Source organism: Rhodococcus sp. P4_B6, assembly GCF_056402215.1.
The window spans coordinates 1-13,139 of the sequence record NZ_JBFUHV010000210.1; the positions used below are offsets into that span (position 1 = coordinate 1).

Annotated in this window: 14 protein-coding genes; 9 read left to right on the plus strand and 5 right to left on the minus strand. The window is 66.8% G+C overall.

What is annotated here, in order from left to right; translation table 11 throughout:
- The 4 genes from AC1DWT_RS44630 to AC1DWT_RS44645 form a co-directional block, all read right to left on the minus strand.
- Window positions 1–421: WhiB family transcriptional regulator (locus AC1DWT_RS44630; RefSeq protein ID WP_477925726.1), on the minus strand; the 421-nt coding region annotated here is incomplete at its 3' end.
- Complete coding sequence (locus tag AC1DWT_RS44635) at window positions 418–1,620, minus strand: acyl-CoA dehydrogenase family protein (protein ID WP_477925727.1); 1,203 nt, start codon at window positions 1,618–1,620, stop codon at window positions 418–420. The genes AC1DWT_RS44635 and AC1DWT_RS44630, both read right to left, overlap by 4 nt.
- 233 nt (window positions 1,621–1,853) lie before the next feature.
- A complete protein-coding gene (locus tag AC1DWT_RS44640) occupies window positions 1,854–3,644 on the minus strand; it encodes a sigma-54-dependent Fis family transcriptional regulator (RefSeq protein ID WP_477925736.1) in 1,791 nt (596 codons plus the stop codon).
- Window positions 3,645–3,657: 13 nt separating this feature from the next.
- Window positions 3,658–4,716, minus strand: a complete 1,059-nt coding sequence (locus tag AC1DWT_RS44645) for an alcohol dehydrogenase (RefSeq protein ID WP_477925728.1) — start codon at window positions 4,714–4,716, stop codon at window positions 3,658–3,660.
- Window positions 4,717–4,939: 223 nt separating this feature from the next.
- On the opposite strand from AC1DWT_RS44645, the gene AC1DWT_RS44650 reads away from it, so the two are divergent.
- From AC1DWT_RS44650 to AC1DWT_RS44690, 9 genes are all read left to right on the plus strand, one after another.
- Entirely contained in the window at window positions 4,940–5,875 is a 936-nt protein-coding gene (locus AC1DWT_RS44650; protein ID WP_095865597.1) for an alpha/beta hydrolase, read from the plus strand.
- 61 nt (window positions 5,876–5,936) lie between these two features.
- The gene (locus AC1DWT_RS44655; protein ID WP_477925729.1) at window positions 5,937–7,556 is read left to right on the plus strand and encodes a flavin-containing monooxygenase; all 1,620 of its coding nucleotides are present in this window, start codon (window positions 5,937–5,939) and stop codon (window positions 7,554–7,556) included.
- A 131-nt stretch (window positions 7,557–7,687) separates the two neighbouring features.
- The gene (locus tag AC1DWT_RS44660) at window positions 7,688–7,987 is read left to right on the plus strand and encodes a hypothetical protein (protein WP_477925730.1); all 300 of its coding nucleotides are present in this window, start codon (window positions 7,688–7,690) and stop codon (window positions 7,985–7,987) included.
- Window positions 7,977–9,080 carry an alpha/beta fold hydrolase gene (locus AC1DWT_RS44665; RefSeq protein WP_477925731.1) on the plus strand — a complete coding sequence of 368 codons (1,104 nt, stop codon included), beginning with the start codon at window positions 7,977–7,979 and terminating at the stop codon, window positions 9,078–9,080. Before AC1DWT_RS44660 ends, AC1DWT_RS44665 begins: the two co-directional genes overlap by 11 nt.
- Window positions 9,077–9,616 (plus strand): GNAT family N-acetyltransferase, encoded by a 540-nt coding sequence (locus AC1DWT_RS44670; protein WP_095865589.1) that lies wholly within the window; start codon window positions 9,077–9,079, stop codon window positions 9,614–9,616. The genes AC1DWT_RS44665 and AC1DWT_RS44670 overlap by 4 nt, the downstream gene beginning before the upstream one ends.
- Window positions 9,613–10,395 carry an esterase/lipase family protein gene (locus tag AC1DWT_RS44675; RefSeq protein ID WP_477925732.1) on the plus strand — a complete coding sequence of 261 codons (783 nt, stop codon included), beginning with the start codon at window positions 9,613–9,615 and terminating at the stop codon, window positions 10,393–10,395. The genes AC1DWT_RS44670 and AC1DWT_RS44675 overlap by 4 nt, the downstream gene beginning before the upstream one ends.
- A complete protein-coding gene (locus tag AC1DWT_RS44680) occupies window positions 10,392–11,894 on the plus strand; it encodes a long-chain-fatty-acid--CoA ligase (protein WP_477925733.1) in 1,503 nt (500 codons plus the stop codon). The genes AC1DWT_RS44675 and AC1DWT_RS44680 overlap by 4 nt, the downstream gene beginning before the upstream one ends.
- 130 nt (window positions 11,895–12,024) lie before the next feature.
- Window positions 12,025–12,381 (plus strand): hypothetical protein, encoded by a 357-nt coding sequence (locus tag AC1DWT_RS44685; protein WP_477925734.1) that lies wholly within the window; start codon window positions 12,025–12,027, stop codon window positions 12,379–12,381.
- Window positions 12,382–12,488: 107 nt separating this feature from the next.
- The gene (locus AC1DWT_RS44690) at window positions 12,489–12,821 is read left to right on the plus strand and encodes a helix-turn-helix domain-containing protein (protein ID WP_241031424.1); all 333 of its coding nucleotides are present in this window, start codon (window positions 12,489–12,491) and stop codon (window positions 12,819–12,821) included.
- A gap of 67 nt (window positions 12,822–12,888) precedes the next feature.
- Here the strand turns inward: AC1DWT_RS44690 and AC1DWT_RS44695 are convergent.
- The coding region (locus AC1DWT_RS44695; protein ID WP_477925735.1) for a WhiB family transcriptional regulator at window positions 12,889–13,139 on the minus strand (251 nt) is incomplete at its 5' end.

The following is a 13,139-nucleotide window of genomic DNA, read 5'->3' on the forward strand; positions in this document are numbered from 1 at the left end:
GCGGCTGAGGAAGAGCCTGTGTGGACGATCGAGGCGGCTGAGGAAGAGCCTGTGTGGACGATCGAGTCTGCGCGACATCGGCCCCTGGTCGCGTGTGCCGGGATTCGAGCGGTCGACGTCTGTTCCGGCGGAGTTGGTGGATGTACTTTCGCCGATCGCCTTCGGTCATCCCGCCCCAAACACCGTAAGGTTCGCCCACCGCGAGCGCGTGATCGCGGCAAGGCGCGAGTACGGGGCAGCGTTGGCAAATCTGCCGTGCCCGCGCTTCCCGGCGGTCGCGGGCGCGGCCGCGCTCGGCGTCGGGCGAGAAGAACACCGTCAGTTCGGCACCGTGGCACGCGGCACGCGCCCGCCACTCACTGGAGTCGCGAGTGCCGGTTTCCCTGCTCGAGAACCGATCGTCCAGAGTCTGTTCGCTCATTGGCGCCCGGATGACGCATTGCCGGCCCGCTTGACGAGGCCGCCGCCGACAATCAGACGCTGGATCTCGCTGGTGCCCTCGTACAGACGTAGCAGCCGGACGTCCCGGTAGATGCGCTCCACCGCGACCTCCCGCATGTACCCGCTGCCGCCGTGAATCTGCACCGCCAGGTCCGCAACCTTACCGACCATCTCTGTGCAGAACAGTTTCGCGACCGACGGGGCGATCCGTCGATCGGTGCCCTCGACCCAAGCGCGGGCGGCGTCACGCACCAGCGCGCGCCCGGCCATGACGCCGGTCTGCTGATCGGCGAGCATCGCCTGCACCAACTGGAAATCACCGATCACCGTGTTGCCCTGCGTCGCGGTCGCCGCGTACGCCACGGACTCGTCGAGCGCACGCAGCGCCTGCCCGACCGCAAGCGCCGCCACGTGCACCCGGCCGCGGGCCAGCGACGTCATCGCCGCACGGTAGCCGACGGCCTCACCGCTGCCGACCAGCGCCGACGACGGCACCCGCACGTAGTCGAAATGCACTGTGGCCGTTGTCGACCCCGCGTGCCCCATCTTGCGGTCCTTGCCGCCGACCTGCACACCCGGAGCATCGGCCGGGACCAGAAACACGGCGATGCCGGGTCCATCGCCGTCGGCGGGCCGGGTGCGGGCGAACACGACGAACAGGTCCGCGATCGACGCGTTGGTGATGAACCGCTTCTCCCCGGTGATCAGCCAATCGTCCCCATCCCGCACCGCCTTGGTACGCAGCCCGGCCGGGTTGGATCCGGCACCAGCCTCGGTCAACGCGAACGAGGCGACGACGTCACCGGACGCGATCCGCTCGAGCCAGGCCGTCTTCTGCTCCTCGGTGCCGTAGTTGACCAGCACCTGACCGGCTATCCCGTTGTTGGTGCCGAACATCGAGCGGAGGGCGAGAGTGGTGTATCCCAACTCCATTGCGAGTTCGACGTCCTGGATCAGGTTCATGCCGAGGCCACCCCACTCCTGGGGGATGGCGAATCCGAACAGGCCCATGCCTTTGGCCGCGGCCCGGATCTCGGCGGGGATCGCGTCGTTCTCGTCGATCTCCTGCTCCCGCGGAACCACGATGTCGCGCACGAAAGTCCGGGCGTGGGACAGGATGTCGCGGAAATCCTCGTCATCCACCTGCGTTGTCGGATCGCTGCTCACGGTTGAGGTCACGTCATTCTCCTGATGATGGGCCGATCGGCGGATCGGACGATGCGTGCGAGGCGGTGCAGGGCTCAGCGCGCATCCGTCCCAGCCGCGTTTCGTGGCGCCGGTTGCCTGGCGCCGTAATCCCAGAATGGGCCATACCGCACTCCTCGGGGTGTTCCAAAGCGGAACACCCCGCCGTCGGAATCACGGAGACGCAACGCGAAACCGTCACCCCCGGCGGGCGGAGAGCACCGACCTCAAGGACCAGGAGCGATCATTCGCTCGTCGGCATTGATTTTCAGGGCCCGCATCTTGCGGTACAGGGTCGTGCGGCCGATACCCAGAATCTTGGCGGCGCGCGCCTTGTTGCCGTCCGCTTCGCGGAGGGCGCCCTCGATCGTCTCGCGCTCTGCCTGCTCGTAGCGGCTCAGCGAGGACAAGGCCGTCTGCCGCATGGTGGCAGGCAGGTCCTTGGTCTGAATCAGGCCGCTCCGAACCGGATACGGGAGGGCGGTGAGGAGCTGGGCCAGCTCGGCGACGTTGCCGGGCCAACGCCAGGCCAGCAGGCACTGCAGCGCAGCGGGGGAGAACCGGAGTGCCGGCGCGCCCGGGAACAGTTCGGCAGCGACCTCGCGCACGATCTCTGGCAACTCGCTGCGCAGTTCCGCGAGGGACGGGACGCGTACGGCATCGTCTTCGCCTGCATCGCCGGTGCTTTCGGTGAGGATGACACGGGCACCTGCGGGTACTCCGGGCCGCGCGATCACGGCGAAGTCTCCGAGACGTGCGCGGACGTCGTCGGCGAGTTCATCTCCTCCCACCACGACGATTCCACGGCCCTCACGCAACACGGCTTCCCCTTTGGCCCAGACCGCGTCGTCCGCAGCGAAATCGCGGGCGGTGACGACATTCGGCTCCTGGCCGGTGCGTCGGCGCAGCCATATCGAGGCCTGGTGGCGTTTGCCGGCGCCGGGGTCCCCGACGACTCGGATGAGCCCGTCGACGTCTGCGCAAGCGCTCAACTGCCGTTGCACATCGCCGTACGGGTTCAGCCGAGTCCGATGGGGCGCCGCACCGCCGGCAGGTGCGGCCGCATTGTCCGGGTTGTGGGCGACGGTCACCTGCTCGGCTCCGGCCGCCGCGGCCTGCTCGGTGAACTCCAGCGCGAAGATCGCGTCCTGACCGGCGCGGCCGAGGCGCCGAACCATGGCCTCGGTACCGAGCGTGGGCAACTCCAACTGCAGTTCGTCCTGATCCCAGCGGTGCCGGCGTAGCTTCTCCCACAAGTCGGCGTGGGACTCCGCGTCGAAGTGGGCGAGGGCGGGCAGGTCCGTCATCACCGTTTCCGAGTTCATGACCAGGACGGGGTGCCGGGAGGACCGGAAGAGTCGGTAGGTGCGCGCGAGTTCGAGGTCCCGGGAGTCGGCCATCAGCTCGAGCGCTTCGGCGATCTGATATCCGGCCTGCCGCACCATCGCGACCATCAAGGGGCTGGCGGCGTCGATGTGCGAGGCGATGGAGAGCGAGCCCACCATCCGCCCGGTGATGGGGTGCTTGATCGGAGCGCCCGCGCACGCGAGTTGAGCGAGGGCGTCGTTGAAATGCTCGGTGCCGCGGACGAATACGATTCCGCGCGACTCGATGGGAGTACCCAGCCCGTTCGTGCCCAGGGACTGTTCGGAGAAGTCGAATCCTTCCACTGCGCTGGCCTGGTCCAGTGTCCGCTCGTCCTGAGCGTCGACGATGCGGCGGGACACGATGCGGCCGGCCTCGTCAGCCAGGAACAGGGTCATCCGCGAGTCGGTGAGGTTTGTCTGCCACTGGTCCAGGATCCGGCCTGCGGCACGCAGGATGGCGCTGTCCGGGTCGATCTCCCCCAGAATGTGGGGTCCGGCCCCGGGATCGACGCGGTGCGAGACCGAGCGGCGCCAGCTCTGCTCGATCTCCTCGGCGACGAGGGACGCGGGAACGGAAGCCCGGACCAGTCCCTGCGTGATCAGCAGTTCCCGGGCACTCCGGACCTCGTCCTCGCGGCGTGACTTTTCCATCACCATCCCAGTGTCAGGCAGTCAAGACGATGCGTCCAGCAATGCCCCCGGCGGTGAGGTCGTCGAGGGCGCGGGATACCTCCGCCGCGGACAGCGTCCGTTCGACGACCGGGATGTTGGGTAGCTTTCCGCTTCGTGCGATACGCACCAGGTCCTGCAGCTGCGCGAGAGTCCCGACAAAGCTGCCTTCGAGGTGGATCATGCGCAGGGCGAGCAGCGCGGTCGGGATGGTGACTTCGCCGCCGAACAGTCCGACCTGGACCATGTGCCCCGCCTTGGTCAGGACGTCGAAGGCCGACGTGGCCGTGACGCCGGTGTTGACGAAGTCGATGACGGCGCTCGCAGGTCCGCCGACGGCGTGTCGGATGTCTTTGGCGCCGCTGGCGGGCCCGGAGAGGACGGTGCTCGACGCGCCCATGTCCCGGGCCAGGGCGAGGTTTCCCTCGGCGACATCGACCGCGCAGATGTTGCGGTGGCCCCGGGCGCGGAGTAAGGCGACCGCGGTGAGGCCCAGACCTCCCGCGCCGAACAGGACGACGGGCTCGTCCGGTTCGAGGGGAAGTATCCTGTCCACGGCGCTGTAGGCGGTCAGACCCGAACAAGCGAGCGTGGCAGCCCAACTCGGGTCGATACCGTCGATGTCCACGAGGTACTTCTCGTCGGGCACGAGTATGTATTCGGCGTAGCCGCCGTGGCGGGCCACACCGAGGTTTCGTCCCGCAGCGCAACGGTTGTCGTTGCCGTCGCGGCAGTGGCGGCATTCCCCGCAACCGATCCACGGGTAGATCAGTCGCACGTCGCCCGGACGAACGGATTCCACGTCGTCACCGACCTGTTCGACGATGCCGACCACCTCGTGGCCCATCACCATCGGGTATTCGATGCCGCGGTCCTTCATGCTCATCAGCCCGCGGCTGCCCAGATCGTATCCGCCGGCCCGCAGGTGGGTATCGGTGTGGCAGACGCCGGCCCGCGTGACTTTCAACAGGACCTTCCCGCCTTCCGGGCTCGGGGTCGGGATGTCCAGGTCATGGATCGTGGCGTCATCGGGGAGGACGGCGAATGCATGCATTGGGGGAGTACCTCGTTCACGGTGGGTGTCAGGTGCCCCCTCATCATGAGCAGACTTTCGAGGCTCGATGTGTTTCACATCGGAACACAGGGGAGCCGGAACCCACTCCTATGTTTGACCTAGACGCCGTGGCGGCCATCACATCGGGACCGCCGCAGCAGGTAGGACACAGCAAGCGGACGAGGCGTCAACCACCTGGTCCGACACCGAGCCAAAGGCAATCATGACCACCAACATCTCCGAACAGCTCAGCGTCACTTCCGCCGATGCCGACGACCGGGACGTGCTGCGCGACCTCTACGCCGACTGGTCCCAGATCATGGCTGCGACGCCGGACCTCACGATGCGCCTGTTCCGCTCCATGTTCGACGAGTGGCACCAGCCGACCGTCGAACCGGAGGGCGTGACGTACCGCGAGGACACCGTCGGCGGAGTCCCGGGCATCTGGTGCCTGCCGGAGGGAGCGGACAGTTCGAAGGTGCTCCTGTACACGCACGGCGGCGGGTTCGCCGTCGGCTCGGCCTCCAGTCACCGCAAGCTCGCCGGCCACGTCGCCAAAGCTCTCGGGTCCGTCAGCTTCGTGCTGGACTACCGCCGGGCCCCCGAGTTCCAGCACCCTGCCCAGGTCGAGGACGGTGTGGCCGCCTTCGATGCGCTCGTCGCATCCGGCACCGCGCCAGGGAACATCACCACCATCGGCGATTCCGCCGGCGGCAACCTCGCCATCGCGATCGCCCTGGCCCTCCGGGAACAGGGCAAACCGGGCCCCGGCGGGGTCATCGCCTTCTCCCCGTGGCTCGACATGGAGAACGAGGGCGAAACCCTCCTCACCAACAACGACACCGACGCCCTGATCACCCCGGAACTACTCGAAGGCATGATCGCCGGGGTCCTGGGCGGAACCGTCGACCCGAAGACTCCGCTGGCGAACCCGCTGCACGCCGACTTCACCGGTTTCCCACGGCTGTACGTCACGGCCGGCAGCGTCGAGTCGCTCCTCGACAACGCCACCCGGCTGGCCGAACGCGCCACGGCAGCGGGTGTCGACGTCACCCTGTCCATCGGGGACGGCCAGCAGCACGTCTACCCCTTCCTGGCCGGCCGCTCCGCCCTCGTCGCCGAGGAGTTCGAGAAGCTCGCCGCCTGGTACCGCGCGTAACAACGCCAATCCCTCTTTCACCCCTTTTCTTCTCTGCATCGGAACGACACAGGAGTTCGCCATGACTTTCCGAACCACACCCCAGATCGTTGACGCCGTCGTCATCGGTGCCGGATTCGGCGGTATCTATGCCGTCCACAAGTTGCACAACGAACTCGGTCTCACCACAGTGGGTTTCGACAAGGCCGGCGGCCCCGGCGGCACCTGGTACTGGAACCGTTACCCGGGCGCTCTGTCCGACACCGAGAGTCATGTCTACCGGTTTTCCTTCGACGAGGATCTGCTGCAGGACGGCACCTGGGAACACACGTACATCACCCAGCCCGAGATCCTCGACTACCTCGAGGGTGTGGTCGACCGGTTCGATCTGCGCCGCCACTTCCGCTTCGGCACCGAGGTCACCTCCGCGGTCTACCTCGACGATCAGGCCCTGTGGGAGGTCACCACCGACACCGGCGAGATGTATCGGGCCACGTACGTGATCAATGCCGTCGGGCTGCTCTCGGCCATCAACTTCCCGGACCTGCCCGGTCTGGACACGTTCGAGGGCGAGACCATCCACACCGCCGCCTGGCCCGAGGGCAAGGACCTCGCGGGCCGCCGTGTCGGGGTGATCGGTACCGGTTCCACCGGCCAGCAGGTCGTCACGGCGCTGGCGCCGGAGGTCGAGCATCTGACCGTGTTCGTCCGGACGCCGCAGTATTCCGTCCCGGTCGGCAAGCGTCCCGTGACCACCGAGCAGATCGACGCGGTCAAGGCCGATTACGACCGGATCTGGTCGCAGGTCAAGAAATCGTCCGTGGCGTTCGGCTTCGAGGAGTCCACGGTGCCGGCGATGAGCGTCACCGAACAGGAACGCCGCCGCGTTTTCGAGGAGGCCTGGCAGCACGGTGGCGGTTTCCGTTTCATGTTCGCCACCTTCGGTGACATCGCCACCGACGAGGAAGCCAACGAGGCGGCCGCGTCGTTCATCCGTGCCAAGATCGCCGAGGTCATCGAGGACCCGGAAACGGCCCGCACACTGACCCCGACGGGTCTGTTCGCCCGGCGCCCGCTGTGCGATGACGGCTACCACCGGGTTTTCAACCGGCCGAACGTCGACGCCGTCGGCATCAAGGAGAACCCGATCCGCGAGGTCACCGCGAAGGGTGTGGTGACCGAGGACGGTGTCCTGCACGAGTTGGATGTGCTGGTTTTCGCGACCGGGTTCGATGCCGTGGACGGTAATTACCGGCGGATGGAGATCCGCGGCCGGGGCGGTTTGAACATCAACGACCACTGGGGCGGGCAGCCGACCAGTTATCTGGGGATTTCCACGGCGAATTTCCCGAATTGGTTCATGGTGCTGGGCCCGAACGGCCCGTTCACGAATCTGCCGCCGAGCATCGAGACGCAGGTCGAGTGGATCAGCGACACGATCGCGTATGCCGAGCGCAGCGGGTTGCGGGCGATCGAGCCGACGCCGGAGGCCGAGGCCGAATGGACGGACACGTGCACCGAGATCGCGAACATGACGGTGTTCACGAAGGTCGATTCGTGGATTTTCGGCGCGAACATTCCGGGTAAGAAGCCCAGTGTCCTGTTCTATCTGGGTGGTCTGGGCAATTATCGTGCGGTCCTCGCCGACGTCACCGCCGATGGCTACCGCGGCTTCGAGTCCGCGGACACGATCGCGGCCTGACACCGTTCATCACCACACAGGAGAACGCCCATGGGTGTGTACACCACCACCGACCCGGTCACCGGGGACCAGAACGCGCAATACCCGGAGATCACGGACACGGAGCTGGACATGTACGGCGGGCTGGATCGATGACAGGCAAGCCGGTCTGGCGCAAGCCATATGACGCCGCGGACCGTGCGGTGGCACCGCTGGCCGAGGCGCTGGTGCGCAGCGGGCAGTTCGCCACCGCGGCCGCCGCGATTTTCGATCTGCGGCGCACGGTGGGCCACGGCGTGAACGGTGTCGCGTCACGAGTGTGGCACCTGGTCAATCTGCCGGCGGGCACCGATGTGCATCGGCTCCGGACACAAATCGGGGCGCTGGACCGGGATGTGCGACGACTGTCGCTGCAACTCGAACAGCGCCGGGGCCACCCCCATGGAAAGTGATCGGGCGGTGGTGACGATGGAACCGACGTCGGCGAGCATCGTCGACCGGGTGCGTCGTGAGGTCGAACGCACTGCGCTGCGGGCGCGCAACGGTATTCGGATGGCGGCGGGTCTCTCCCGGCCGGAGGTCGGGCAGACACCGAAGGATGTGGTGTGGCGACACGGCCGGTCCGAGTTGTGGCGCTACCGCAACGACAACGTGCGGGTGTCGCCGCCGCTGTTGATCGTGTTCAGCCTGTTCTCCCGCAGCTACATCCTGGATCTGCAGCCGGGTAACAGCTTCGTCGAACGGCTGCTCGCCGCCGGATTCGACGTCTACCTACTGGACTGGGGCGTTCCCGACGAACGCGACGCCGCCAACCGGTTGGAGGACTACGTCGACGACTACCTGCCCGCCGCGGTCGAACGCGTGCGGCACATTGCCGGCACCGAGCAGATCAATATGCTCGGCTACTGCTTCGGCAGCGTGCTGTCACTGCTCTACGCCGCCCACCATCTCGATGCGCCGTTACGCAGCCTGACCGTGATGACCACCCCGGTCGACCTGCAGCAACTGGGTCCGCTGACCAGCGTGGTCGGGGGCGGGGGACTGGACGTGGAGAACGTGCTCGACGCCGACGGCAATGTGCCGCCGCAGGTCATCTACCAGGGCTTCCAAGTCCTGAAACCGACCGCCCAGGTCACCCAATATGTGGACCTGTGGGAACGACTGTGGAGCGATGATTACGTCGCAGCGCACCAGGCGATGATCGGATGGGCCACCGACCACATTCCGTTGCCCGGTGGTGTCGCCCGGCAGCTCGCGGAGATGACTCGGGACAACGCCATCGTCAACGACACCCTGGTCGTCGGGGGCGACCGCGTGCACCTCGCCGACATCACGGTGCCGTTCCTGACCGTGCTGGGCAACCGCGACCACATCGTGCCGGAAGCCTCCGCCGCCCCGCTGATCGACCTGATCGGCTCGCCCGACAAACACGAGGTGCGCCTCGACGGCGGGCACGTCGGGTTGCTCGTCGGCCGAACCGCTGCCAAGACCACCATCCCCACGATCATCGATTTCCTCATCCAGCGAAGTGAGACACAGGAATGAACATCGTCGCGTTGGGCCGGGAACACACCGACGCCCTGATCGAATTCTTCGGTCGCCTGCCCGCCGAAGACCTGACACTCATGCGAGAGGATGTCACCGAGCCGGACACGGTGCGCGGCTGGGCCGACCGCCCGGCGCACTGGGTCGCGCTCGACGACGCCGCGGTCGTCGGATTCGCCGCGGTGCGCCCGCTGCCCAGCTGGTCCGACCACGTCGGCGAACTGCGACTCGTCGTCGACTCGGCTCACCGACGAGCCGGCATCGGCCGCACGTTGGCCCGCCACGCACTCACCGACGCGGTCCGCGCAGGTCGGCGCAAGGTCGTCGTCGAGCTCGCCGCCGACCAGGAACACTCGCTGGCGATGTTCGGTTCGCTGGGCTTCGAGGGTGAGGCGCTGCTGCGCGACCACATCCGCGACCGCCAGGGCAACCTGCGCGACCTGATCATGCTCGCCCACTTCGTCGACCACACCTGGGCGTCCATGGACACCATCGGCGTCAGTGCGGAACTCGGCCTGGAAGAAAGCGCACGGTGACCGGCACACCGCTGCGGGGCACCGCGGCACCGGGCGACCTGCTCTATTTCACCGACCCCGCGCGTGCGGCCATCGACTACGCGCTCCTGGCCTGTACGGCACCCCTGCTTGCCGCATTTCCGCGCGGCGACCACCACCCTGTCCTCGTGCTCCCCAGGTTGAACGGCAGCGATACCTCCACCGCCACACTGCATACCGTCCTCCGCGGACTCGGATACCGGACGCACGGGTGGCGGCTCGGCCGCAACATCGGCCCCACGAGCAAAGCGGTGCACGGCATGCGGGCGCGGCTGGACTATTTGACCAACCGCTATCAGCAGCCGGTCACGCTCATCGGGTGGAGTCTCGGCGGCATCTACGCGCGCCAACTTGCCCGCCGCACCCCGCAAGCCGTTCGACAGGTCATCACCCTGGGCAGCCCGATCCGGTTGGCCCGACACGACCAAAGCCGCGCCAATCGCCTGTTCCATCGCCACTCCCACCAGCACATCGAGCCGTTGGACCTCCCGCTCGAACGCGACGAGGGGCCGCTTCCGGTCCCCGCAACGTCGATCTACACCCCGCTCGACGGGATCGTCGCCTGGCGGACCTGCCTGGACGAGCCCGGACCCCGTGCGGAGAACATCGCCGTTCTCGCCAGTCACCTCGGCATCGCCAGTCACCCCGCGGCGCTGTGGGCGGTCGCGGACCGTCTCGCCCAGCCCGCCGACCACTGGACACCGTTCCGGCCCCCGTCCTTCCTGCGTATGTCCTATCCAGCACCCGAAAGCCGATCATGACCAACCTCGCCCACATCCTGACCGAGTCCGCGCGCCGTCATCCAGACCGGCCGGCGATCCGTATCGACGACGTCGTCGTCAGCTATGCCGAACTCGATGAACTGACCGCACGCGCGGCAGGCTGGTTACGGGCCCGTGGCATCGACCCCGGAGACCGGGTCGGGATTTCGCTGCCGAACGTCGTGCAATTCCCGGTTCTCTACTACGGCCTGTTGCGGGTCGGCGCGACGGTCGTGCCGATGAATCCGCTCCTCAAATCTCGCGAGATCGAGCACCACCTCCGCGATTCGGGCGCCAAGATGGCACTGGTGTGGCGCACCGTCGTCGCCGAGGCCGAGTCGGCGGCCGCAGCGACCGGCACCGACCTGGTGGTCATCGATGACGACACGCTCGCCGCCACCGCCGATTGGCCGTCCTCACCGGCGGTCACCGCCCGGGAGGGCGCCGACACCGCGGTCATCCTCTACACCTCGGGCACGACCGGCACTCCGAAGGGCGCAGAGCTCACCCACGCGAACCTGTACCGCAACGCCACCACCTTCATGGGTCTGTTCGACTTCTGCCAGGACGACGTGGTGATCGGTTGCCTTCCGTTCTTTCACGCCTTCGGGCAGAGCAACGTACTGAACGCCTCGATCGCGGCCGGCGCGAGCGTGTCGTTGGTTCCGCGGTTCGAGGCCGCGGCGGTAGCGCAGCTCATCGAACGTCACCGGGTGACCGTCTTCGCGGGCGTCCCGACGATGTACGTTTCCCTGCTCCACACCGACACCGGACAGGTGGACACCTCCAGTCTGCGGATGTGCGTCTCGGGTGGTGCAGCGCTGCCGGTCGAGGTACTGCGCGGCTTCCAGGAGAGGTTCGGCGCACCGATCCTCGAAGGCTACGGACTGTCCGAGACGTCACCAACCGCGACGTTCAACCGCCCCGCGCATTCCAAGGCCGGGTCGATCGGATGGCCGATCGACGGTGTCGAGCTGAATCTGGTCAACCGGGACGGAACTGACACGCCGCCCGGTGAGGTCGGGGAAATCGTCATCCGCGGGCACAACGTGATGAAGGGCTACTGGAATCGGCCCGACGCCACCGCCGCCGCGATCGTCGACGGCTGGTTTCATACGGGCGACATGGCCACCCGCGACCACGACGGCTTCTACTTCATCGTCGACCGCAAGAAGGACATCATCATCCGCGGCGGCTACAACGTCTACCCACGCGAAATCGAAGAAGTGCTCTACGAACACCGCGCAGTGCGCGAAGTCGCGGTCATCGGGGTGCCCCATCCCACCCTCGGCGAAGAGGTCGCCGCCGCGATCACGCTGCGACCTGGGACCTCCGCCACTCCCGACGAGCTGCGCGGCTACGTCAAGGCCCGGGTCGCCGCCTACAAGTACCCGCGCCACCTCTGGCTCGTCGACAAGCTTCCCAAGGGAGCCACCGGCAAGATCCTCAAACGCGAAATCGAGTTCCCTGCTGACATTCTCGGATCGCCGGCGCCGTGAACGAGAACCGATCCGACCGTTGCACCCGCCGCGTGAAAAACACCATGCTTGACATATCAAGCAGATGATTTATATATTTACCACGTCGGATAAATCAGCCAGCGAAAATCGACCAGCAAGGAGCCCCACCATGGCCGCCACTACCACCACGATCAAGACCCCCACCGCCGCGAACTCCGAGGACGCCACGACCACCCCGGGAACCCCCACCGCCCCGACCGCGGAGGCCTCCACCAAAGCCGGCGACCAGCTCGTCTCCGCCGTCAAGCAGGGGCAGAAGGTCGCCCTGGATGTCGCGAAGACGGTCGCGAAGCTGACCCCCTCCATCCCGACGCCCGAACTGCTCAAGATCGAGGGCGCTCCGGAACTGCCCGACTTCCAGGCCCTCACGGCATCCGGCTTCGATGTAGCAATCGCACTGCTGACGGCTCAGCGTGACTTCGCCACCAACCTCGCGGCTGCCTTCGCACCGGCAAAGGCGTCCTGACCGAGTAGATCCGACGGCAGACTGACCGAGTAGGTTCGAAGGCATCCGCCGCCTCGATCACACCAGGGACGACAATGCCGACAGATCCAGATGACAGGACCAAGCTCTTGGGGGACTTCATCAGGGCGCAGCGACAGATGGCGAATCTGTCGCTGCGCCAGCTTTCCGCAATGACTGCGGTTTCCAACCCCTATCTCAGCCAGATCGAGCGCGGCATGCACGAACCGTCCGTTCGGATCCTCAAGTCGATCGCCACCGCACTCAATCTCTCCTCGGAAGCCATGCTCGAACAGGCCGGATTGCTCGATGAATCCGTTCGGGCCGACGACGACGCCACCGAGGCTGCGTTGCGCGCCGACCGGAGGCTCTCGGAGTCGCAGAAACGTGCTCTGCTCTCGGTGTATCGCAGCTACATCGAAGCGAACGAAACGGACGCGTGACTCGGCCCGCGTCTCAGCGCACAATACGCACGGCCACCAAGAGTGTGGTGAGCACAGCCGGCGTGCATCACCGGGAGGGACGACCCCTCGCCGCCCCTCCCGGTGATGCCACAATTGGCGGCTGAGGAAGAGCCTGTGTGGACGATCGAGTCTGCGCGACATCGGCCCCTGGTCGCGTGTGCCGGGATTCGAGCGGTCGACGTCTGTTCCGGCGGAGTTGGTGGATGTACTTTCGCCGATCGCCTTCGGTCATCCCGCCCCAAACACCGTAAGGTTCGCCCACCGCGAGCGCGTGATCGCGGCAAGGCGCGAGTACGG